The sequence below is a fragment of the Nocardia sp. CNS-044 genome (assembly GCF_059570515.1).
This window is the reverse complement of sequence record NZ_JCANSX010000005.1, coordinates 798,590-820,172: the sequence shown is the minus strand read 5'-3', so window position 1 is coordinate 820,172 and position 21,583 is coordinate 798,590. Positions and strand designations below refer to the sequence as shown.

Sequence of the window (21,583 nt, the reverse complement as noted above, 5' to 3'; positions counted from 1 at the left end):
ACAGGGAGAAGGGTCGACCAAGTGAGTTTCACCCAGGGCGGTAACGGGAACGACGCGCAGAGCGGGCGCACGGTCACCTCCATTCCGCTGACCGATGCCAACCCGATCGGCTCCGCCAGCTTCGGCACCCTGGTCCGCGACGCGGCCGAGCAGATGTCGACCCTGGTGCGCGCCGAGGTCGAGCTGGCCAAGGCCGAGGTCACGGGCGAGATCAAGAAGGGCCTGCAGGGCAGCGTCTACTTCATCCTCGCGCTGACCGTGCTGCTGTTCAGCACCTTCTTCTTTTTCTTCTTCCTCGGCGAGCTGCTCGACGTGTGGCTGGCCAGGTGGGCCGCGTTCCTGATCGTGTTCCTGCTGATGGTCGTCGCGACCGCGGCGCTCGCGTTCCTCGGCTATCGGCGGGTGAAGAAGCTGCGCGCGCCGGAGAAGACGATCGATTCGCTGAAGCAGGCGCGCTCCGTGCTGCCGAGCGGATTCGGCGCCGCCGCGCACGACGAGCACCTGGCGCTGGAAAAGCGCACCAACTGACCGTGCGGGTCGTCGTCGCGGCGCCGCGCGCCGACCACTAGGCTCGGTCGGCGTGTCGTCGAACTTCCTTCCGGATCCGTCCAGCGTCCGTTACGACGGTCCGTGGACCCACCGGGACGTTCATGCCAACGGCATTCGATTCCACGTCGTGGAGGCCGCGCCCGAGCGCACCGACGCACCGCTGGTGGTGCTGCTGCACGGGTTCGCCGATTTCTGGTGGTCCTGGCGGCACCAGCTGACCGGGCTCACCGAGCTGGGTTTCCGCGCGGTCGCGGTAGACCTGCGCGGCTACGGCGACAGCGACAAACCCCCGCGCGGCTACGACGGCTGGACCCTCGCCGGTGACATCGCCGGACTCATTCGCGCGCTCGGGCACACCGAGGCCGCGCTGGTCGGCCATGCGGAAGGCGGGCTGGTCTGCTGGGCCACCGCGGTTCTGCACCCCAGGCTGGTGCGCGCCATCGCGCTGGTGAGTTCGCCGCACCCTGGCGCGCTGAAGAGCGCCGTGCTGCGCGATCGGCGGCAGCGCAGGACCTGGCTGCCGAACTTCCTGCGCTACCAGCTGCCCCGCTATCCGGAACACCGGCTGACCACCCGCGACGGGTTCGAGGTGGAGCGCCTGCTGCGGCAGCGCGTCACCGGATCCTGGTCGGGGACCGCCGAATTCGTGGACGCGGCCCGGCGCATGCGCTCGGCCATCCAGATCCCGGGCGCCGCGCACTGCGCGCTGGAATATCAGCGCTGGGCCTTCCGCAGTCAGTGGCGCCCCGACGGCCGCCGCTTCATGGCCACTGTCCGCGTCCCCATCGGCATCCCGGTGCTCGCCATGCGCGGCGAATCCGACAACTACTTGCTGCGCTCCACCTTCCACCGCGGCCTGCGCTGGTCACCGCGCCGCCGCATGGTCACCGTGCCGAACGCCGCCCACTTCGCGCACCAGGAGAACCCGGACGTGGTCACCGCGGAACTGGCCAAGTTCCTCGGCTGAGGGTCAACACACCGACCCGACCCGTGTGGCAGCCGACCCCGCGCTTCGAAGCCGACGCGCGGATGTTTCGCGGAACAACCGAGACCAGTCACACAGCGGCGCCCGTAGGCGACCGACGTGAGTGCCGCACCTGCCGCTGGCCGAGTTGCCGCGCGGATGTCGGCACGCTGGGCCCGCACCCGGGCGCTCTCCTCGAACCATGCCGCGGCACCGACACTGACGCGGGAGGGCGGCTGATATCGCTCGTTCGACGCGGCACGGCCGCCGACCGGTACGCGGTCGACGGCCGTTGCGCGGGAACCGCACTCAGCTGAGTACGCAGGCGCCCGTGTCGACGGGGAGGTTCGCGCCGGTGGCCGCGTCGAGGTCGGAGCGGACCTCGTCGAGGGTCAGCACGTAGCCCGTGTCGTCGTCGGTGACCGCGGCGCCGAAGACGACGCCGAGCACCTGGCCTTCGGTGTCCACGAGTGGGCCGCCGGAGTTGCCCGCTCGCACCAGGCCGCGGACGGTGTAGACCTCGCGCTCGACGGTGCCGTTGCGGTAGATCGTCGGGCCGGTGAGGTCGAGCGTCTCGCGGACGCGGGCCGCGCTGGCCGTGTACGGTCCGCCGCCCGGGTAGCCCAGCACGATCGCGCTGTCGCCGGAGCGCGCGGGCGCCGGGGCCTGCGGCACGACCGGTGAGGTCAGGCCGGGCACCGAGAGCACCGCGATGTCCTTGGACGGGTCGAACAGCACGACGTGAGCGTCCAGCGGTCCGCGCGGGGTGTCCACCGCGACGCTGGTGGTGCCCGCGACGACGTGCGCGTTGGTCATCACCCGCTCCGGCGCGATGACGAAGCCCGAACCCTCCAGCGCGCGCTGGCAGCTCGGCGCGACGCCGCGAATGCGCAACACGCTCTGTTGCAGCGAGGCCGCGACGGGGCTGGCGAGCACGCTCGGATCCGGCGGCTCGACCGCGGCGATGGGCGCGCGACCGAACGGACCGATCACGTCCGGCAGGCCGGAAGTGTTGAGCAGCTTGGAGAATTCGTTGGGGACCTTGCGCAGCCAGTTCGGCGCGACCTGGTTGACGTCGGCGAGCACCCGGGAACCGTTGATCGCGGTGGCGATCGCGGGCTGCGACGAGGTGGCCAGCGGCAGCGCCAGCAGCCACGCGGTGACCAGCACCGCCACCGCCTGCAGCATCGCGCCGACGACGCTGTCCACGCTGCGGGTGAACGGATGTCGCATCCCGCTGCGCGCGGCGCGCCCCAGCACCATGCCCGCGACCTCGCCGACGATCACCAACAGCACGATGAGCAGCACACCGGTGAGCACCCTGGTCCGCCCCTCGTCGACGTGCACCAGGATGTGCGGCGCGATGAGGATGCCCGCGACGGCGCCGAGCACGACGCCGAGGAAGGCCAGCGCCGAGGCCACGGCGCCCTGCCGCCAGCCGGACGCGGCCGCGGCCAGGGCGAGCAGCACCACGATGATGTCGAGCCAGGCCGAGGAGCTCATAAGGTCATCCCCACTGCGGCGAGCGCCGATTCGAGGTCGCGCACATCGTCGCGGTCCCATTCCAGTTCCCAGCCCGCGGACTGGAAGATGCCCGCGAGTATCCCGCCGGTCAGTCCCCAGACCAGCATGCCGTCGACCTGGAAGGCCGGGCTCTGGTAGCCGAGGCTGCCGCGGACGAGGAAGCGATTGGCCGGGTCGAGCATTTCGGAGAGCGGCACCCGCACCACCCGCTCGGTCTCGCTCTGGTTCACCACCCGCACCTCACCGGGCGTGCGCCAGTAGGCCACGACCGGTGTCACGTCGAACCGCGACGGCGGCACGAAGAGTTTCGGCAGCACCGCTAGCGGCTGCACGTGCTCGCGCAGGACGCCGGTCTCCTCGCACGCCTCGCGCAACGCGGTGTCGATCGGTCCCTCGTCTTCGGGATCGACAGCGCCACCGGGGAAGGCGACCTGTCCCCGGTGCTGGCGCAGGGTCGACGCGCGCTGGGTCAGCAGCACATCGGCGTCCGCGGGCAACCCGCCGGGAGCGGTGGGATCGTCCTCGGTCGAACCGCTGAACAGCACGAGCACGGCGGCTTGGCGCGCCTCGCCGGTGATCGTCATGGCTCGGCGCAGGGCGCGCGCGATCCGCAACGTGTCACTCGCGTCGGCGTGCGCGGGCTCGACGGCCCGGCGCAGCCAGTGCGGAATGTCGGTCGGCAGCGGAATCGTCATGCCGCTCCCCCGGTGAACCTGCGCACCACCACCTCCACAACCGTTCTGTCCGCCCGCAACAGACGCTGCGAGATGTCTTGCGGTGTAGACCTTCTCACGGCATCGCAAACCTTTTGTTCGACCACGCGCGCCGTCACGCTCGCACTCCGAGCGCCGCTGCCACCGTATCGGCAATGTCGTCGACGCCGGTAAACGTTCGCACGACAACCTGTGCAAGGGAACCATCCGGGCGAACCAGCAGCGAAATCGGCAGCACGGCAGGGGCGCCCGCGGCGGCGCGCACCTTCGCGGCGCCGTCGAGCACACCGGGCAGACGCACGTCCAATCCCGTGAGGCGCAACAGCGCCTTGGCCTCTTCGGGATCGCTGTGCACGGTGAGCACGGTCAGTGCCGAACCCGCCCGCTCCGCGTACTGGCGGAGGTACGGCAACTCCTCGGCACACGGTCCGCACCAGTAGGCCCAGAGGTTGAGCAGCGCGGGTTTGCCCGCGAGCGCCGCGGCGAGGTCGACGGGCGCGCCGTCGGCCAGGCAGGTCAGGGTGATCCCGGCCAGCGGGCCCGCTCCCGTCGCGCTCGGCGCGGGCCGCGGGCAGGGTGCGAGCGCGGCATCGGCGCGCAGTTGCGCGGGGACCTGCTGCGTGCCGGGGACGGGTCGCGGATCCGACGCCGTGTCTTCGCCACCGCCGCGCGGCCACAGCGCGATCACGGCGGCGACGACCACGATCAGGCCGACCAGCGCCCAGCGCACCGCGGAGGAGAATCTCGCCGTACCGGAATCTTCTTCCCGCGGCGTTTCGTCCGCGGCCCGCGATCTCACAGGCCGACCATCCCGAGCAGGTGTTCGCGCTCCGGACCCTTCACCAGCTTCGCCGCGAGCTCCGGCTCGGTCGGCCCGGCGCCGAAGGACGGGCAGTCGGCGGCGAGCACGCACGCGCCGCACGCCGGCTTCCTGGCATGACACACCCGCCGACCGTGAAAGATCACGCGATGGGACAACATTGTCCATTCCTTGCGCTCGACGAGTTCGCCGACCGCGTGCTCGACCTTGACCGGATCTTCCTCGGTGGTCCAGCCCCACCGGCGAACCAGCCTGCCGAAATGCGTGTCGACCGTGATGCCCGGCACGTCGAAGGCGTTGCCGAGGATGACGTTGGCAGTCTTGCGGCCGATGCCCGGCAATTTCACCAGTTCGGCGAGGGTGTGAGGTAATTCACCATCGTGTTCGGTCACCAGGGCTTGCCCGAGGCCGATCAGCGAGCTCGTCTTGTTCCGGTAGAACCCCGTCGGCCGGATGTATTCCTCCAGCTCCGCGCGGTTCGCTTCGGCGTAATCGCGCGCGCTGCGGTACTTGGCGAAGACGGCGGGAGTGGTGAGATTCACGCGCTCGTCGGTGCACTGCGCGGAAAGGATTGTCGCGACCGCCAATTCGAGCGGAGTGGTGAAATCCAGCTCGCAGTGCGCGCCGGGAAACGCGGCCGCGAGGGTGCGGTTCATCCGGCGCGCCCTTCGCACGAGTCCCAGCTTCGTTTCCGCCTGTCGCGCGCGAGATTTCCGTTTCGGAACGGCCGCCCCCATGGGTTGCGCATCGGTCGCCCCGGCGGCAGCCGAAGACCCGTTCACATCGGTCACAGACGGGGAGGCACGCACGCGTCCACCTTACGGAACCGCTCCGACAAGGTGGCCGGCCAGATCTGCTGCCGTGTTCCATCTGAGACCTTCAGCGTGTTTACTACGCGATATGCAAGGACTCGCTGTGGTGCTCTTCCCAGTGGTGTTGATGCTGTTCGCACTGCTGATGGAGCGGGTCGAGAATCGGCTCCGCAAACTTCTCGAACCCGACCCCGAGGTTCAGCAGTACCTGGACAGGGCCAGCAACGCCGAGGTCAAGGAGTTGACGAAGGCCGGACTGCCCGCCGCGGTGGCCCGGATGCGCAAGCGCCGTTCCCGTAACGACGACCTGGACGTCGCTCGAGCGAGCTGAATCCACTACCTGGACGCCGCGCAATCCACTCGTTACGTGGTGTCTGTCACTACGCGGCCACAATGCCGCGTAGACTGCGCTGTTGGCCGATTCGCTTCGGTCCAGCCCAGAGCCATTTCCCATAAGGAGCACATTCGTGGACGAGGCCCTCGCCAGAGCAGGCATCTTCCAAGGCGTAGAGCCCACCGCGGTGGCGGCACTCGCCAAACAACTGCAGCCGGTTGATTTCCCGCGCGGCCATGTCATTTTCAACGAGGGCGAACCCGGCGATCGGCTGTACATCATCACCTCGGGCAAGGTGAAGATCGGCCGACGTTCCCCGGACGGCCGGGAGAACTTGCTCACCATCATGGGCCCGTCGGATATGTTCGGCGAGCTGTCGATCTTCGACCCGGGCCCGCGTACCTCGACCGCCACCACGGTCACCGAGGTCCGCGCCGTCACGATGGATCGCGATGCCCTCAAGTCCTGGATCGACCAGCGGCCCGAGATCGCCGAGCAGTTGCTCCGCGTGCTCGCCCGCCGTCTGCGGCGCACCAACAACAACCTCGCCGACCTGATCTTCACCGACGTTCCCGGTCGCGTCGCCAAGGCGCTGTTGCAGCTCGCGCAGCGGTTCGGCACCCAGGAAGCGGGCGCCCTGCGGGTCACCCACGACCTGACCCAGGAGGAGATCGCCCAGCTCGTCGGCGCGTCTCGCGAGACCGTCAACAAGGCGCTCGCCGACTTCGCGCACCGCGGCTGGCTGCGGCTGGAGGGCAAGAGCGTGCTCATCTCCGATTCCGAGCGGCTCGCGCGGCGCGCCCGCTGACCCGCTCCTGAATACGACACGGCCCGCCGGATCCAGCGCTCCACTGGATCCGGCGGGCCGTCGTGTTTCGGGCGAACGTCCCTGCGCCTTCGCTCCCGCCGTGCGCGGGGTTGTCGGCGGACTCCGTCCGGTCGCGTCTGATAGGCGTACCTTCGCCTTCGCTCCGGCTATGCGCGAGGCTGTCGGCGGACTCCGGTCGGCTGCGTCGAAATCGGGCTATCGCTCGGCGCGCAGATACTCCAGCTGAGCCTGCACCGAGCTGCGCGCGGCCAACCAGAGCCGCTTGTCCACATCCGCGTACACCTTGCGCACCACCGCCATGGCGCCCGCGTCCGGACCGAGTTCGGCGAGCGCGGCGCGCACTTGGTCGAGCCGCTCCCTGCGGTGCTGGATGTAGTACCGCGCGACCGGTTCCAGATCCGGGTGGTCCGGGCCGTGCGCGGGCAGCAGCGCCTTGCCCGCGCCCGCCTCGATCAGCCGGTCCAGTGAGGTGAGGTAATCGGCGAGGGTGCCGTCGGTGGAGTCCAGCACGGTGGTGCCGCTGCCGAGGATGGTGTCGCCGGTGAGCACCGCGTCGTCGAGTACGAAGCTCAGCGAGTCGGCGGTGTGCCCCGGCGTCGCGAGCACACCGATCCGCAGTCCGGCGGCCTCGATCACCTCGCCGTCGGTCAGCGGCGCGGCACCTCGCAAAAATTCGGGATCCTTCGCGCGCACCGGCGTGCCGGTCAGCTTCACCAGTCGCTCGATGCCGCCGGTGTGATCGTGGTGACGGTGCGTGATCAGGGTCAACGCGATCTTGCCGTCGGTGACCCTGGCGATGGCCTCGCTGTGCTTCTTGTCCTTCGGCCCCGGATCGACCACGACGTACTCCGCCGCATCCGGCGCGCGCAGGATCCAGGTGTTGGTGCCGTCCAGTGTCATCTGGCCGGGATTGTCCGCGAGCAGCACCGCCGCCGTCGGCGTCACCTGGCGTAATTGCCCGTACGCGGGATGAGTAGGCGTCATCGCATTACCTCGGTCGTTCGGAATCGTTGTCCGACAACCTGTCTAACGCACCTCGGCGATCAGTTCGACCTCGACCGGGGTGTTCTTCGGAAGTTCGGAGACGCCGACGGCCGAACGCGCGTGCACGCCCGCGTCGCCGAAGACGTCACCGAGGAACTCCGAGGCGCCGTTGATCACCAGCGGCTGATCGGTGAATCCCGGCGCGGACGCGACGAAACCGACCACTTTGACGATCCGCACCACCTCGTCGAGCCCGACCAGGTCGTGCACCGCGGCCAGCGCGTTGAGCGCGCACAGCCGCGCCGCCTCGGCCGCCGCCTCCAGCGAGACCTCGGCGCCGACCTTGCCGGTCGCCGACAGCTCACCGTTCACGAAAGGCAGCTGGCCGGAGGTGTAGACGAGCGAACCGGTGCGCACCGCCGGGATGTAGGCCGCGACGGGCGCGGCCACCGCAGGCACGGTCAGTCCGAGCCGCTCCAGGTTCTTACGCCACGGGGTGGCCGCGTCGACAGCCACGGCCTACTGCCTCGGACGCTTCAGGTACGCGACATGCTGCTCACCGGTCGGGCCGGGCAGCACCGTCACCAGCTCCCAGCCGTCGGCTCCCCACTGATCGAGGATCTGCTTGGTCGCGTGCGTCAGCAGCGGAACGGTCGCGTACTCCCACAGGGTCACATCACTCATGCGGTGAGTTTATGGGCGAGCTCGCGGGGCCGCGCGTCCCGGGCTGGCTTGTCGGGATATGCCTCGTGAGTCGGCGGGATGATAGCCCCCGACGAGACTGTCTGGTACAGAAGGTGCCGAAAACGGCAGTGTGACCGTATCCCTAGGGCGTGATCGCAGAACGGGCTATAGGCTCGCGAGCGTGGGAGTACCAACAGCAGTGCCTATTTCGGCGGAGCCGGGGCTGGAGACGGGTTGGCCGAAGCGCGCGGAAAAGGCCCGCTTGCACTATGTCTCCGGCAAAGGGGGAACGGGCAAGTCGACGGTGGCCGCCGCGCTCGCGCTGGCACTCGCCGCGGGCGGACGCCGGGTGCTGCTGGTCGAAGTCGAGAGCAGACAGTCCATCGCGCAGCTGTTCGACCTGCCGCCGCTGCCACCGACCGAGACGAGAATCGCCACCGCGGACGGCGGCGGCGAGGTGGTCGCGCTGGCGCTCGATATCGAGCACGCCTTCCTCGAATACCTCGACATGTTCTACAACCTGGGCTTCGCGGGACGGGCGATGCGCCGGATGGGCGCCGTCGAGTTCGTCACCACGATCGCGCCCGGTCTGCGCGACGTCATCTTGACCGGCAAGATCAAGGAGTGCGCGGTCCGCGTGGACAACACGGGCAAGCGGGTCTACGACGAAATCGTCGTGGACGCACCGCCTACCGGCCGGATCGCCAGCTTCCTCGACGTCACCACCGCGATGGTCGAGATCGCCAAGGGCGGGCCGATCGCCTCGCAGGCCGAGGGCGTATCCCGGCTGCTGCATTCGGATCAGACGATGATCCACCTGGTCACGCTGCTCGAGGCGCTGCCGGTGCAGGAGACCGCCGACGCCGTCGCCGAACTCACCGCCAACGACCTGCGCATCGGCACGGTGATCGTGAACCGCGCGGGCGAGAGCTTCCTGCCCACCGACGTGCGCAACCGCGCCGCCGAGGGCGACATCGACCGCGCCGCCATCCGCGCCGGACTGGAGCAAGCCGGAATCACCTTGTCGGAGGACAGTTTCGAGGGCTTGATCGCCGAGACCTACGAGCACTCGGCCCGGTTGCAGGCCCAGGACGCGAGCGCGGCTGAACTGAACAAGGTCGACGTGTCGCAGCTGCACCTGCCCGCATTGGCCGACGGCATGGACCTCGGCGGACTCTACGAGCTGGCCGAACATCTGAGCGCGCAGGGAGTGCGATGACCACCCTGGACATCTCGAAGATCATCACCGATCCCACCGCGCGGGTCGTGGTGTGCTGCGGCTCCGGCGGCGTCGGCAAGACCACCACCGCCGCCGCGATCGCGCTGCGCGCCGCCGAGATGGGGCGCAAGGTCGTGGTGCTGACGATCGACCCGGCGCGCCGACTGGCCCAGTCACTCGGCGTCGCCGACCTGGACAACAGCCCGCAGCGGGTGGCGCTCGGCCCGGAGGCCAAGGGCGAGCTGTACGCGATGATGCTGAACATGCGTCGCACGTTCGACGACATGGTGCTCGAGCACACCACACCGGAGAAGGCCGAGCAGATCTTCGCCAACCCGATCTATCAGACCCTCGCGTCGTCCTTCGGCGGCACGCAGGAATACATGGCCATGGAGAAGCTCGGGCAGCTCGCGAACAAGCGGGAATGGGACCTGATCGTGGTCGACACCCCGCCGTCGCGCAACGCGCTCGACTTCCTCGACGCGCCGAAGCGCCTCGGAAACTTCCTGAACGGCAAGATGATCCGGCTCATCATGGCACCGGGACGCGGCGTCGGCCGGTTCGTCACCGGCGCGATGAGCCTGGCCATGCGCGGCGTGTCCACCGTCGTCGGCGGGCAGCTGCTCAAGGACGCGTCGGTCTTCCTGCAGTCGCTGGAGTCGCTGTTCGGCGGTTTCCAGGACCGGGCCGACCGCACCTACGCGTTGCTGTCGAAGCCGGGCACGCACTTCCTTGTGGTGGCCGCCGCGGAACCGGACGCGCTGCGCGAGGCGTCGTTCTTCGTCGATCGGCTCTCCACCGAGCAGATGCCGCTCGCGGGACTGGTGCTCAACCGGACCCATCCGGCGCTGAGCGACCTACCCGCGGATCACGCGCTCACCGCCGCCGACCAGCTTGCCGAATCCGATCCGCTGACCAGCTCGGTGCTGCGCATCCACGCCGAACGGGTCGCCACGGCCAAGCGCGAGCAGCATCTGTTGCACCGATTCACCGGCGCGCATCCGCGCGTGCCGATGGTCCCGGTGACCGCGCTGCCGTTCGAGGTCTGCGATCTCGAGGCGCTGCGCGCAGTGGGCGATCAGCTGACCGGAGCCCGCATCTCCGCTTAACCATAACGTTCGGTATTGAATCGGAATCGCTATAGGCGCAAACGAAAACGAGCCCGCAAACGCGGGCTCGTTTTCTCGTTCTGTCGACTACATCGCCACTTGATGCTGGCGCTGGGCCTGGAAGAAATCGGCCCAAGAGGTCACCTCGGGATGCTGTTTCAGCAGCGCCCTCCGCTGCCGTTCGGTCATCCCACCCCACACGCCGAACTCGACGCGATTGTCGAGGGCATCGGCTCCACACTGCATCAGCACCGGACAGTGCCTGCAGATCGTCGCCGCTTTGCGCTGCGCCGCGCCGCGGACGAACAACTGATCGGGATCTACTTCCTTGCATCGGGCCTGGGATACCCAGGCGATTCGCGCTTCGGCCTGCTCTACGTCCAATCGAGCGATGGGGGTTGTCATATGCATTTGGTGTGCCCCTTTGCAGTCCGAACACCGGGTCAACGGCGCTCCAGAATCGCGTGCCAGATCGCAGCAACCCGAACCCCGCTGCGCTCTGAACCACATTCCACTTTGAGTGTTAGCTCCATCACACTGGGTTCTCAATCTAGGTAAAGGTATGGCCCGAGCGCAAGACCGTCTCGAGATTTTTTGGTACGCCCGTCCATGCAAACGTGATAAAGAACCGATCAGTCGGGCCGATTCGCGACACGCCGGTGCTTGACACGCCTGACACGCCTGAGCGACACGCCCAACAGGCCTGGACGAACGCCGGATCTCGCCTTCGGACAAGCACACCCGAGAGGGCGAGAAGCGCACCCCGTACCCTTGGGAACGTGTCGAATGTGCCGATCACACATACGCTCGCGAAGCTGGCGGGCAGCTGCGCGCTGGCCGCGGTGCTCGTCGCCGGGCTCTTGTTCCCCCTCGCCGGTGGATTCGGGTTCGTTTCCAACCGGGCCGCCGACGCCGTGGACAACGTCTCCGCGGAACTGGTCGAGGGCACCGTCCCCGCGGTCTCGACCATGGTGGACAAGAACGGGTCGCCCATCGCCTGGCTCTACGAGCAGCGCAGGTTCGAGGTGCCCAGCGAGCGCATCTCCAACGACATGAAGCTGGCGATCATCTCCATCGAGGACCGCCGCTTCGCCGACCACGACGGCGTGGACTGGCAGGGCACGATGCGCGCGTTCCTCACCAACACCACCAGCGGCGAGGTGCAGCAGGGCGCGTCCACCCTCGACCAGCAGTACGTGAAGAACTTCCAACTGCTCGTCGTCGCCAAGACCGACGCCGAACGCCGCGCGGCGATCGAGACCACCCCGGCGCGCAAGATCCGCGAGATCCGCATGGCGCTGACCCTGGACAAGGAACTCACCAAGGACGAGATCCTCACCAGGTATCTGAATCTCGTGCCGTTCGGCAATTCGTCCTACGGCATCCAGGACGCCGCGCAGACCTACTTCGGCATCGACGCGGCCCAGCTGAACGTCCCGCAGTCGGCGATGCTCGCGGGCATGGTGCAGTCCAGCTCCAAGCTGAACCCCTACACCAACCAGCAGGGCGTGCTGGCTCGCCGGAACACCGTGCTGGACACGATGATCCAGAACATTCCGGCGCGCGCCGAGGAGTTCCGCAAGGCCAAGTCGGAGCCGCTCGGCGTGCTGCCCGAGCCCAAGGGCCTGCCGCGCGGCTGCATCGCCGCCCAGGACCGCGGCTTCTTCTGCGACTACGCGCTGCAATACCTGGCCAATTCGGGCATCAGCCGCGAACAGATCGACAAGGGCGGCTACCTGATCAAGACCACCCTCGATCCGGCCGTGCAGGACTCGGTCAAGCGCGCGGTCACCGAGGCGGCCAACCCGAACCTCGACGACATCGCCGAGGTGATGTCGGTGATCGCGCCCGGGCAGGACTCGCACGACGTCGTCGCCATGGCCAGCAGCCGCACCTACGGCCTCAACCGCGACGCCAACGAGACGGTGCAACCGCAGCCGTTCTCGATGGTCGGCGACGGCGCGGGCTCGGTCTTCAAGGTCTTCACCACGGCGGCCGCCATGGAGAAGGGCCTCGGCATCAACTCCCAGCTCGACGTGCCCGGCCGCTTCGACGCGCGCGGCATGGGTAACGGCGGCGCGCGCGGCTGCCCGCCCGCCACCTACTGCGTCGAGAACGCGGGCCGCTACAAGTCGCCGATGTCGGTGACCGAGGCGCTGGCCACCTCGCCGAACACCGCGTTCGTCAAGCTGATCCAGGCCGTCGGCGTCACCCCGACCGTCGACATGGCGGTGCGGCTCGGCATGCGCTCGTTCACCAACCCGGGCAGCTCCGGGCACGGCAACCAGAGCCTGGCCGACATGATCAAGGGCCAGAACCTCGGCTCGTTCACCCTCGGCCCGGTCGCGATCAACCCGCTCGAACTCTCCAACGTCGCCGCGACGCTGGCCTCCGGCGGCCGCTGGTGCCCGCCCTCGCCGATCAAGGAGGTCGTCGACCGCAGCGGCAAGCAGGTTCCGCTCACCCAGCAGGCCTGCGAGCAGGTGGTCGAGCCCGGCCTGGCCAACACGCTCGCCAACGCGATGAGCAAGGACGACACCGCGGGCACCGCCGCGGCCGCGGCTCAGGCCACCGGCTGGAACCTGCCGATGGCGGGCAAGACGGGAACCACGGAAAGCCACCGCTCCTCGGCCTTCTTCGGCTTCACCAACTCGCTGGCCGCCGCGGTCTACGTCTACGGCGACAGCCCGACGCCCGGCGAGATCTGCTCGTTCCCGCTGCGCAACTGCGGTGACGGCAACCTGTTCGGTGGTAACGAACCCGCGCGCACCTGGTTCAACGCGATCAAGCCGGTGATCGGCAACTTCCCGCCGCCCGCGCTGCCGCCGCTGGACGACAAGTACGTCCGCGGCGCGAACAACTCGCAGGTGCCCGACGTGGTCGGCATGTCGCAGGGCGAGGCGACCACCGCGCTGATCGCCGCGGGCTTCCAGGTGTCGGCCGTCAACGGCGCGGGCCCGCCGCCCAAGGGCAGCGTGATGAGCACCGCGCCGAACGGTTCGGCCATCCCGGGATCGGTCATCACGATCTACATCAGTGACGGCACCGAGCGCCAGGCCCCGCCGCCGCCCGCTCAGGGTCCGCTGCCGCCGCCTCCGGCGCTGCCGCCGGGCTTCCCGCTGCCGCCCTGGTGGCCCAGGTAATCGATAGACGAAGAACCGCCGACCGGCGTTGCTGCCGGTCGGCGGTTCTGGTTTTCGGGGCGCTGTGTCAGAGGCGGGCTTTGACGGCCGCGGAGATGCGCGAGCCGTCGGCCTTGCCCGCGGCGAGTGCGGTCGCGATCTTCATGACCTGACCCATTTGGCGCATGCCGGGTCGTTCGCCGATTTCCTCGGCGACCTGGGCGATCGCGGTGTCGGCCAGGTCGGCGATCTCGGCCTCGGTCAGCTGGGTCGGCAGGTACTCGTCGATGATCCTGGCCTCGGCGTGTTCGTTGGCGGCGAGCTCGCCGCGACCGGCCTGGGTGTAGACCTCGGCCGACTCGTTGCGCTTCTTCGCCTCCTTCTGCAGCACCGCGATCACCTCGGCGTCGGAGAGTTCACGCGCCTCCGTGCCCGCGACCTCGGCGGTCTGGATCGCGGCAAGCAGCATGCGCAACGTCGCGAGGCGCAGCGTGTCCTTGGCTTTCATCGCGGCGGTCATGTCCGTCCGCAGCCGATCTTTGAGTTCCGACATGAGGCACACGGTAGCCGGTCGCCGTCGCCCGGCCCATTACATTTCGCGGCGGCGGCGCCGCGGTGGTTCCAGGCTCGAAGCGGAAACACCGCTGCTCGCGGACCCGCTCCACCGATTCGGCGGAGCTGTGCGGAAACACACTCGGCGTTCTGAGGCACCCTCACCTATGCTGGGCAAATGCCCGTGATCTCGACCGCCGCCGTCCGCCGAACCGCGCTTGGAGCCACCGGGGCCGCGGTAGCCGGAATCGGCTACGCCTCGCTGATCGAACGCAACGCGTTCGTCCTGCGCGAGGCGACCATGCCGGTGCTGCCGCCCGGTTCGTCGAGCCTACGGGTGCTGCACATCAGCGATCTGCACATGATGCCCGGTCAGAAGCTCAAGCAGCAGTGGCTGCGTGAACTGGATCGGCTGGAGCCGGACCTGGTCGTCAACACCGGCGACAACCTCTCGCACCAGAAGTCGGTGCCCGCGGTGGTTCAGGCCCTCGGCGGGTTGCTCTCCCGCCCGGGCCTTTTCGTTTTCGGCAGCAACGACTACTTCGCTCCGGTGCCGAAGAACCCGCTGAAGTACTTCAAGAAGGACCACCGCCGCGTCTTCGGCGCGCCGCTGCCGTGGAAGGACCTCCGGGCGGCGTTCACCGAACGCGGTTGGCTCGACCTCACCCACGTGCGCCGCGACCTCGAGGTGGCGGGCGTCCGGATCGCCACCGCGGGCGTCGACGACCCGCACCTGCAGCGCGACCGGTACGACACGGTCGCGGGCCCCCCGAACCCTCTCGCCGATCTGCGCATCGGCCTCACCCACTCGCCCGAACCGCGGGTGCTGGACCGCTTCGCCGACGACGGCTACGACCTGGTGCTGGCCGGCCACACCCACGGCGGCCAACTGGTGCTGCCCGGTTACGGCGCGCTGGTCACCAACTGCGGCATCGACAAGTCGCGCGTGAAGGGTCCGTCGAAGTGGGGCGAGCACACGCAGCTGCACGTCTCCGCGGGCATCGGCACCTCGCCGTGGGCGCCCTACCGCTTCTGCTGCCGCCCCGAAGCCACTCTGCTCACCCTCGTCGCCGCACCGCCGAAGCGTCCGACCGCCGAGAGCAATCACGGGCTGTCGACTTCGGAGACCGTGTCCCGCTGACGCTTCCGTAGGCGGCCCACAGGCGGACGAAGGTCCGTCGACAGCCTGTGCATGGCAGAGCACTAGTTCGTCCACAGCCCGCGCGGCCGAAGCGCAGGGTCGCCCTCGGCTCGCGCGCGGCCGGAGCAACGCTCGTCCACTGCCTGCGCATTGGCCGGAGCGCGGCGGTTCGTCGGGGCGCCACCGTCGGACGGAGTCCACTCACAGGCCGCGCATGGCCGAACACAGGTCGTCCTCAGGCGGCGGAGCCTAGGTTTGTCTACAGACCGCGCGGCCGAAGCGCAGGGTCGCCCTTGGGTTCCGCATGGCCGTAGCGCAGGCGGGGGGCGCATATCTCGAGCAGCGCAGGGGTTATCCGCGCTTACCGGGCGTGAGCCGTCTGGTGCCGACCCGGTAGGGTCGCGTGCCGAAACTTGAATCAGTCGACTAGGGGACGACTTTGAGCAGAGGATTCGACGACCCGCGCACCGAATCCGCCGTCATCGGCATGCCCGGCGCACCTGACCACGCTTCGGCGACGGAGCATGGCCGACCGGAGTTCGGCGGTGCGACCACGCCGAATCCATCAGTGGCCCACCAGAGTTCGCTCGTCCCGTCGTCTGCGGCGGAGCAGCGCGGACCCGAGTTCCGCAGTGCGACCGCGCCGAATCCTCCAACGAGCCAGTCGTCTTTTCCCGTCCAGACGGCAGCGACGGAGCAGGACCGACCCGGGTTCCGCGGTACAACGGCGCCGAGTCCTTCAGCGGCCCAGTCGTCTTCGCCCGTTCAGACGGCGGCGGCGCAGGGCCATCCCGCCTTCCGCGGTGCAACAGCGCCGAATCCTCTGACGGGCCAGCCAACCGTTCAGACGACGGCGGCGCAGGTCCACCCCGACTTCCGCGGTGCAACAGCGCCGAATCCTGAAGCGGACCAGCCATCTTCGCCCGTCGAACCCGCAGCGCCGGGCGAGTCCGTTTTCGCGGCGGGGCCGCGGGTTCCGCACGCCCCCGGCGACATCACCCCGGGCATGCGGTCCACCGCGGGATCACCGGAAGCCCGGCGCGGGATCGAGCCGCACATCAATCTGACCGGACGGGCGCACGACCGGATGGGTGGGCTCAATCTGCCCACTCCGGGTATCGCGCCGCAGCAGAACCTCGGCGGTTGGTCGCCTGCGCCGGATGCGGCGCCGCACATGCCCGCGGACGGTTCGACTCCGCAGTGGACCACCGCGGGCGGGTCGGTTTCGCAGTGGGTGACCGAATCCCCTCGGTCCGGCTCGGGAGGCGCGCGGGCCTGGGTCGGGATCGGCGTCGCTGCGACGGTGTTGGCGGCGGGCGCGGCTGCCGTGGTCGTCGCGGGCGGGCCGGAGGAGGCCAGCGCGGACGGGACGCCGTCGATGGTGAGCGCGCTGACCACCTCGTCCGGTACGCGAGCTCCGGCGCGGCGGCAGGAGACGAACGCGGGGCCGCCGGTGGTGGCGGGTTACCAGGTCGTCGTAGCGCCCGAGAGCGGCGCCGCGTACGACGTGCCCGCCGACTGGACCGTCGGCGACTCCGGGGGCTTCGGCAAGCCGCCCAATGCTGTCGGCGGGAAGGGTTACGCGACCGAGGGCAAGGACTACTGCCCCGGTTCGACGCGCACCGTGGCGTTCGTCACCGGCTCGGACAACACCGATACCGTCGGCGCCGCGACCGAACTCGGCACGAAGACGGCGAAGATCGCCTACCCCAACGCGCCCGGCGGCGGTGTCCCCGGCGTCCCGCAGCCACTGGACTCTCTCGACGGCGCTCAGCACGGCACGTTCGTCGAGACCCGGGGCGCCATCACCGACGCGAAGCCCGGCTGCGCCACCGAGTACTCGGTGTACACCTTCGCCACCGGCGCCGACATCGGCAGCTTCGTCATGGTGATCGCGGCCGACACCGGCGTCCCGAACGCCGTCGACGCCGAGGCCGCGAAGCGGATCTTCCGCAGCGTTCGCTCCTACGAAAGCTGATTGACCTGCCGGTTTAACGTCTGGACCTTCCCTGTTGTAAGCTACTCCAGGTTCGCTTCACGGGGTGTGGCGCAGCTTGGTAGCGCGCTTCGTTCGGGACGAAGAGGTCGCAGGTTCAAATCCTGTCACCCCGACTCGTGTGGTTGAGACACGACAGAGGCCCTGACCGTTTCGACGGTCAGGGCCTCTATCTTTTCCGGTCGACATGCCTCCCAGTCCGGTCTCAGCCCTTCTCGGCTGCTGCCGCCGGTCGTCGAGTCGATTCACCGCTGCGTTCCAGCGCGGCGAGCACTTCGCCCGCGGCCCGCTCCCCCGACTCCACCGCGCCATCGATGTATCCGGGCCAGCGGGTGGCGGTCTCGGTGCCCGCCCAGTGCAGCGGTCCGATGGGGGTGCGCAGCGCGGGGCCGAAGCGGGTGAGGGTGGACGGTGTCGCGAAAGCTCCGTAGCAGCCGCGGCTGTACTCCTCCTCGGCCCAGTCGCGTTCCAGGTACGCGATCGGGTCGGCCGCCGCGGGGCCGAAGTAGCCGACGAGATCTTTCAGCACCTGAGCTCGGCGCGCTTCGGGAGACAACCGGGACGCGACGTCGGCGTGCTTGCCTTCGAAGAACCCGACCAGCACGCCGGGCGCGCCGTCCGGCGGGGTGTTGTCGAAGACCGTGCCCACCGGCCGCGTATCGCTGTTGGCCTGGCCGCTGAAACCCTGCGCCCGCCAGAACGGGTCCCGATACGCGACATTGAATTTGATGACCCGCCCCATCGGCATGCGCTGAACCAGCTGATCGCGCCCACCGGGAAGCCCGGGCAGGTAGCGGATCCGCGCGGCGAGCGGCGGCGGCACCGCGATCACCGCCCGCCGGGCCCGCACAGCGGTGTGCCCGGCCGAGATCCGCAACTCGTCGTCGCTCCAGGTCACCTCCGTCACCGGAGCGTCGAGAACGACCCGCTCGCCGAGTGCCGCGGCCAGCTCGAGGGCGATCCGCTGACTTCCGCCGACCACGCGGTCCTGTTGCGCGCCGCCATCGGTATTGATCAGCGCGTCGAGACCGCCCGCCGCTCCCACGTAGAACGCCGCCCACAGCGCGGACATGTCCTCCGGTTCGGCGGAGAACACCGCCTCGGTGACCAGCCGCAGGAAAGCGCGTCCCGTTGGTGTGTAGGCGTGCCTGTTCACCCAGGTCGCGAAGGTCTGCCCGTCCAGCTTGTCGGCCTGGTCGGCGAGCCACGGGTCGCGTGCGGCGACCGCGCGCGCCACCCGATCCAGCCGCAGCTGCGCCTGCCCGATGTCGGCCAGCGCCACCGGGTTCAACTTGGGAATCCGGCCGCTGAAGACCGCGCGCTTTCCGCCGAACTCGCCGATGTTCTGTCCGGCGACATGGGTCGGGAACGTGGACAGCCCGAGTTCGGCGATCAAACCGAGCACCCGCTCCTGCCCCGGACCGACCCACTGCCCGCCCATCTCGATCGGGACGCCGTCGAGCAGGTCTTCGTTGCGCAGCCGTCCGCCGACTCGGTCCCGCGCCTCCAGGACCAGCACCTCCTTCCCGGCGCGGACCAGCTCGCTAGCGGCCACCAACCCGGCCACACCCGCCCCGACGACTACGACGTCCGTCGATTGCACCATCCCGACCTGCTTTCATACACCGTGTATTCGAGATTCATTGCGTATGTGATATCCCTTATGTATGGAGCCTGTCAAGACCATGCGGGACAAATACGCCGAGAACACCCGCCAGACGTTGCTCGACACCGGACGGCGGCTGTTCGTCGAGCGCGACTACGCCAAGCTCTCGGCCGAAGAGCTGGTCCGGACCGCCGGGCTCACCCGAGGCGCGCTCTACCATCACTTCGACGGCAAGCGCGGCCTCTTCGAGGCGGTCTTCGACGAATTGGAAAGCCAAGCGGCGCAACGGATACGCGAGGCGACGGCGTCGGGCTCGGATCCGCTCGAACAGGCCGAGCGCGGCATCGGCGCGTTTCTCGACGTCTGCGCCGACCCCGACTACCGCAAGATCGTGCTGATGGACGGGCCCATCGCGCTCGGCTGGCAGCGCTGGCGCGAACTCGATCGGCAGCATCTCGGCGGCTTGGTGCTCGATGCCGTCCGAACCCTCCTGGCCGACCAGCTGATCAAGCCCTACCCCGCCGAGTTGCTCGCCAGCGCGTTCTACGGCGCCCTCACCGAACTCTCACTGACCCTCACCGAGGTGGACGACGGCCGCCCCCAGGCCACCGAACTGATGCGCGACCTGCTCGAAGGACTTCGCTGACGCGCTGATTCCGCCGAGATCGCTTTCGAGACAGGGGCTACGGCGAGACGGTATAGTTCGTGGCGTCACTTCGGTGATGCCGAGAGGGTGGAGCGCCGCGGGTTACGACGCCCCACCCGGGTGGGTTACCTAGCCCGCACTCGGCGGACCAGAGAGAGCGCCCCGGCGGTCACGACAGCTGCTACCAACAGGATGCCGTAATCGACCGGGGCCTTGCTCTTCTTCCGGCGATGCTTCGCCATTCCCCCACCACCTCCCTTCTGGGCGCGGTGTCTGGACCAGAGTCCACCGCCCCTCGACGGGAGGTGTGCACACACTCGGCGATGCGGTCGGTCAAATACCCTGTCGCGCAGCATGTCCCGAAGAATGTCCGGATTCGTCGGCGCGTCGCTCCGGCGAGTCTCGGACTCGACCGATTGCGTATTCCGTCGCGCGGGCGCGGGCTCGATCGCCGTTCGCGCCGCGCTCGCGGTGTCGCGGCGTGGTGGCTATGCCATCCGACGTATTGCCCGCGGTTCGGCTTCGACCGGGCCTCGCGGTACGGCATCGCCCCGAGTATCGAGGCGCCCGACGAGGCGCTGATGACGCGGGCGATCGACCCGGCCCACCCACTGCCGAGCGGAATCGCCCGCTAAGCCACGCCGTTCGGCATCGACTAGCGGCAGCTCGTCGTCGGATGGCTGGCCCGGCACCGGCCACCAGATGGTCGCGGCGATCACCGCGAGCAACCCACACACCAGCGCGAGCAATCCGAAGAACACGGAGGCGTCCATAGCTTCCTCCCAGCGACAGGGGCCTACACCCCGGCGCCGGGGCGCCACCCGAAGGCGCGGCCGGTGGCGTGCCGATGAGGGAACGGCATCGTCCCCGGTACCGGGGCTACACCCAGCTTCGCTGTCCGATATGACGCCGACGACATCCCCGTGTAGCCCGCTGTTGCAGTCTGCTCCCAGCCGATCCGCGCCTCCGGTGAACATTTGCCTGCGATGCGCCATCGACAAATGACCGAGTGACGCGGAGCTCGATGCGACCGGCACCGAGGTGCTGGCCAACATCTACCCGCGCCCCGAGTGCCGACCCTGGCTGCTCCGGCGCATCCGCATGATATGCGCGATCCGCGGATCATCGATCCGTATCCCGGGCTGCGGGCCGAGCCGGCGCGCTCCTGAGCGGCAGTAGGGTGGTGGCCGGCGGGCGGTGAGGAGACGCTTACCGCTTGATAACTTGCGGACACATGGGGGAAACGCGAGATCCATAGCGTATACACGCATGTCGACAAGGGTGGCCACGGCGGCTGATGCGGCGGGACGGCCGTTGCGGGACATGGTTTACGCGGCGTTGCGCGATGAGCTGATGAACGGGGACATCAAGTTCGGGGAGCGGCTCACCGAGCCGAAATTGTCCGCGCGCTTCGGCATTTCGCGTACGCCGATCCGCGAGGCGCTCACCGTACTCTGCTCGGACGGTCTGTTGCGCCGCGAGGAGTACGGGTTCAGCCCGGTGCGGCCGAGCATCCCGCTCATTCGCGATCTGTACGAGTTGCGAATCACTTTGGAACTAGGAGGTATTCAGCGCGCCATCGGCAATCCGGCGGTGCGCCACGACCATGCCCTGCTGGAGGCCGAGCGGGCGAGCTGGCTCGAGCTCCAGGCCGCTCCGCCGGAACAGGAACCGGGTTTCGTGGTGCGCGACGAGGAATTCCACGTCACCCTGCTCACCGCGGCGGGCAACGCCGAATTGGTGCGCGCGCTGCAATCGGTGAACTCCCGCATCCGGCACGTGCGCATGTACGACTTCATGGTCAACAACCGGATCGAGACCACGATCACCGAGCATCTCGCGATCCTCGACGCGGTGCTCGCCGACGACCTGCCGCTGGCGTATCGCCTGCTGCACACCCATATCGGGGAATCACTGGATGTCGTTTTGGAGCGGGTCACCCGCGCCATCGCGGCGATGTCGATGGCAACTGAATAGGG

Annotated in this window: 21 protein-coding genes and 1 tRNA gene; 12 read left to right on the top strand and 10 right to left on the bottom strand. The window is 68.8% G+C overall.

Translation table 11 applies throughout. From position 1 onward, the window contains the following. The first annotated feature begins 21 nt into the window (after positions 1 to 21). Both T333_RS04725 and T333_RS04720 read left to right on the top strand, forming a co-directional pair. Positions 22 to 528 carry a phage holin family protein gene (locus T333_RS04725; protein ID WP_354997973.1) on the top strand — a complete coding sequence of 169 codons (507 nt, stop codon included), beginning with the start codon at positions 22 to 24 and terminating at the stop codon, positions 526 to 528. 52 nt (positions 529 to 580) lie between these two features. Next, the gene (locus T333_RS04720) at positions 581 to 1,516 is read left to right on the top strand and encodes an alpha/beta fold hydrolase (protein WP_496423754.1); all 936 of its coding nucleotides are present in this window, start codon (positions 581 to 583) and stop codon (positions 1,514 to 1,516) included. Positions 1,517 to 1,822: 306 nt separating this feature from the next. Here T333_RS04720 and T333_RS04715 read toward each other — a convergent pair whose 3' ends face one another. From T333_RS04715 to nth, 4 genes are all read right to left on the bottom strand, one after another. Continuing rightward, positions 1,823 to 3,016: a MarP family serine protease gene (locus T333_RS04715; RefSeq protein WP_354997975.1), complete on the bottom strand. Its 1,194-nt coding sequence runs from the start codon at positions 3,014 to 3,016 to the stop codon at positions 1,823 to 1,825. Beyond that, positions 3,013 to 3,732, bottom strand: coding sequence for an NUDIX hydrolase (locus tag T333_RS04710; protein WP_354997976.1), 720 nt, complete (start codon positions 3,730 to 3,732; stop codon positions 3,013 to 3,015). Before T333_RS04710 ends, T333_RS04715 begins: the two co-directional genes overlap by 4 nt. Before the next feature lie 133 nt (positions 3,733 to 3,865). Continuing rightward, the gene (locus T333_RS04705) at positions 3,866 to 4,480 is read right to left on the bottom strand and encodes a TlpA family protein disulfide reductase (RefSeq protein ID WP_496424140.1); all 615 of its coding nucleotides are present in this window, start codon (positions 4,478 to 4,480) and stop codon (positions 3,866 to 3,868) included. 65 nt (positions 4,481 to 4,545) lie between these two features. Continuing rightward, positions 4,546 to 5,307, bottom strand: coding sequence for an endonuclease III (gene nth / locus T333_RS04700; RefSeq protein ID WP_496423753.1), 762 nt, complete (start codon positions 5,305 to 5,307; stop codon positions 4,546 to 4,548). A 163-nt stretch (positions 5,308 to 5,470) separates the two neighbouring features. Here nth and T333_RS04695 point away from each other — a divergent pair, with 163 nt between their 5' ends. Both T333_RS04695 and T333_RS04690 read left to right on the top strand, forming a co-directional pair. Further along, on the top strand, positions 5,471 to 5,713 hold the full coding sequence (locus T333_RS04695) for a hypothetical protein (RefSeq protein ID WP_067790206.1): 243 nt from the start codon (positions 5,471 to 5,473) through the stop codon (positions 5,711 to 5,713). Positions 5,714 to 5,849: 136 nt separating this feature from the next. Then, a complete protein-coding gene (locus tag T333_RS04690) occupies positions 5,850 to 6,524 on the top strand; it encodes a Crp/Fnr family transcriptional regulator (protein WP_011206875.1) in 675 nt (224 codons plus the stop codon). A gap of 216 nt (positions 6,525 to 6,740) precedes the next feature. Here T333_RS04690 and T333_RS04685 read toward each other — a convergent pair whose 3' ends face one another. Genes T333_RS04685 through sp36 form a run of 3 tightly spaced genes read right to left on the bottom strand, consistent with a single transcriptional unit; the run spans position 6,741 to position 8,213 of the window. Further along, positions 6,741 to 7,529, bottom strand: a complete 789-nt coding sequence (locus T333_RS04685) for an MBL fold metallo-hydrolase (RefSeq protein ID WP_354997978.1) — start codon at positions 7,527 to 7,529, stop codon at positions 6,741 to 6,743. A gap of 42 nt (positions 7,530 to 7,571) precedes the next feature. Beyond that, positions 7,572 to 8,045 carry a RidA family protein gene (locus tag T333_RS04680; protein WP_496423752.1) on the bottom strand — a complete coding sequence of 158 codons (474 nt, stop codon included), beginning with the start codon at positions 8,043 to 8,045 and terminating at the stop codon, positions 7,572 to 7,574. A gap of 3 nt (positions 8,046 to 8,048) precedes the next feature. After that, entirely contained in the window at positions 8,049 to 8,213 is a 165-nt protein-coding gene (gene sp36, locus T333_RS04675) for a Sp36 family protein (protein WP_085999251.1), read from the bottom strand. A gap of 199 nt (positions 8,214 to 8,412) precedes the next feature. Between sp36 and bagA the strand changes: the two genes are divergently transcribed. Both bagA and bagB read left to right on the top strand, forming a co-directional pair. Continuing rightward, positions 8,413 to 9,432, top strand: a complete 1,020-nt coding sequence (gene bagA / locus T333_RS04670) for an ATPase BagA (RefSeq protein WP_354998976.1) — start codon at positions 8,413 to 8,415, stop codon at positions 9,430 to 9,432. Continuing rightward, complete coding sequence (bagB, locus tag T333_RS04665; protein WP_354997979.1) at positions 9,429 to 10,541, top strand: ATPase BagB; 1,113 nt, start codon at positions 9,429 to 9,431, stop codon at positions 10,539 to 10,541. Before bagA ends, bagB begins: the two co-directional genes overlap by 4 nt. Before the next feature lie 87 nt (positions 10,542 to 10,628). Here the strand turns inward: bagB and T333_RS04660 are convergent, their stop codons facing one another. Beyond that, entirely contained in the window at positions 10,629 to 10,952 is a 324-nt protein-coding gene (locus T333_RS04660; protein WP_011206869.1) for a WhiB family transcriptional regulator, read from the bottom strand. Between the two features lie 377 nt (positions 10,953 to 11,329). On the opposite strand from T333_RS04660, the gene T333_RS04655 reads away from it, so the two are divergent. Continuing rightward, positions 11,330 to 13,684 carry a penicillin-binding protein gene (locus T333_RS04655; RefSeq protein WP_357255901.1) on the top strand — a complete coding sequence of 785 codons (2,355 nt, stop codon included), beginning with the start codon at positions 11,330 to 11,332 and terminating at the stop codon, positions 13,682 to 13,684. 67 nt (positions 13,685 to 13,751) lie between these two features. On the opposite strand, the gene T333_RS04650 is transcribed toward T333_RS04655, so the two are convergent. Further along, entirely contained in the window at positions 13,752 to 14,216 is a 465-nt protein-coding gene (locus T333_RS04650) for a GatB/YqeY domain-containing protein (protein ID WP_354997981.1), read from the bottom strand. 177 nt (positions 14,217 to 14,393) lie between these two features. On the opposite strand from T333_RS04650, the gene T333_RS04645 reads away from it, so the two are divergent. The 3 genes from T333_RS04645 to T333_RS04635 all read left to right on the top strand — a co-directional run bounded on the left by T333_RS04645 (position 14,394) and on the right by T333_RS04635 (position 17,468). Beyond that, positions 14,394 to 15,356, top strand: a complete 963-nt coding sequence (locus T333_RS04645; protein WP_354997982.1) for a metallophosphoesterase — start codon at positions 14,394 to 14,396, stop codon at positions 15,354 to 15,356. A 1,006-nt stretch (positions 15,357 to 16,362) separates the two neighbouring features. Next, positions 16,363 to 17,334 (top strand): DUF8017 domain-containing protein, encoded by a 972-nt coding sequence (locus T333_RS04640; RefSeq protein ID WP_496423751.1) that lies wholly within the window; start codon positions 16,363 to 16,365, stop codon positions 17,332 to 17,334. 60 nt (positions 17,335 to 17,394) lie between these two features. Then, positions 17,395 to 17,468: transfer RNA gene (locus T333_RS04635), tRNA-Pro, on the top strand. Positions 17,469 to 17,557: 89 nt separating this feature from the next. Here the strand turns inward: T333_RS04635 and T333_RS04630 are convergent. Continuing rightward, a complete protein-coding gene (locus tag T333_RS04630) occupies positions 17,558 to 18,958 on the bottom strand; it encodes a flavin monoamine oxidase family protein (protein ID WP_496423750.1) in 1,401 nt (466 codons plus the stop codon). Positions 18,959 to 19,019: 61 nt separating this feature from the next. Here T333_RS04630 and T333_RS04625 point away from each other — a divergent pair, with 61 nt between their 5' ends. Continuing rightward, positions 19,020 to 19,604 carry a TetR/AcrR family transcriptional regulator gene (locus tag T333_RS04625; RefSeq protein ID WP_357255698.1) on the top strand — a complete coding sequence of 195 codons (585 nt, stop codon included), beginning with the start codon at positions 19,020 to 19,022 and terminating at the stop codon, positions 19,602 to 19,604. Positions 19,605 to 20,873: 1,269 nt separating this feature from the next. Continuing rightward, entirely contained in the window at positions 20,874 to 21,581 is a 708-nt protein-coding gene (locus tag T333_RS04620; protein WP_354997987.1) for a GntR family transcriptional regulator, read from the top strand. The last annotated feature ends 2 nt before the right edge of the window (positions 21,582 to 21,583 follow it).

Coding starts and splice junctions, on each gene's coding strand:
- T333_RS04715 (WP_354997975.1), bottom strand. CDS start 3,016: ATGAGCTCCTCGGCCTGGCTCGACATCATCGTGGTGCTGCTCGCCCTG.
- T333_RS04710 (WP_354997976.1), bottom strand. CDS start 3,732: ATGACGATTCCGCTGCCGACCGACATTCCGCACTGGCTGCGCCGGGCC.
- nth (WP_496423753.1), bottom strand. CDS start 5,307: ATGGGGGCGGCCGTTCCGAAACGGAAATCTCGCGCGCGACAGGCGGAA.
- T333_RS04695 (WP_067790206.1), top strand. CDS start 5,471: ATGCAAGGACTCGCTGTGGTGCTCTTCCCAGTGGTGTTGATGCTGTTC.
- T333_RS04685 (WP_354997978.1), bottom strand. CDS start 7,529: ATGACGCCTACTCATCCCGCGTACGGGCAATTACGCCAGGTGACGCCG.
- sp36 (WP_085999251.1), bottom strand. CDS start 8,213: ATGAGTGATGTGACCCTGTGGGAGTACGCGACCGTTCCGCTGCTGACG.
- bagB (WP_354997979.1), top strand. CDS start 9,429: ATGACCACCCTGGACATCTCGAAGATCATCACCGATCCCACCGCGCGG.
- T333_RS04660 (WP_011206869.1), bottom strand. CDS start 10,952: ATGCATATGACAACCCCCATCGCTCGATTGGACGTAGAGCAGGCCGAA.
- T333_RS04650 (WP_354997981.1), bottom strand. CDS start 14,216: ATGTCGGAACTCAAAGATCGGCTGCGGACGGACATGACCGCCGCGATG.
- T333_RS04645 (WP_354997982.1), top strand. CDS start 14,394: ATGCCCGTGATCTCGACCGCCGCCGTCCGCCGAACCGCGCTTGGAGCC.
- T333_RS04640 (WP_496423751.1), top strand. CDS start 16,363: ATGCGGTCCACCGCGGGATCACCGGAAGCCCGGCGCGGGATCGAGCCG.
- T333_RS04630 (WP_496423750.1), bottom strand. CDS start 18,958: ATGGTGCAATCGACGGACGTCGTAGTCGTCGGGGCGGGTGTGGCCGGG.
- T333_RS04625 (WP_357255698.1), top strand. CDS start 19,020: ATGGAGCCTGTCAAGACCATGCGGGACAAATACGCCGAGAACACCCGC.
- T333_RS04620 (WP_354997987.1), top strand. CDS start 20,874: ATGTCGACAAGGGTGGCCACGGCGGCTGATGCGGCGGGACGGCCGTTG.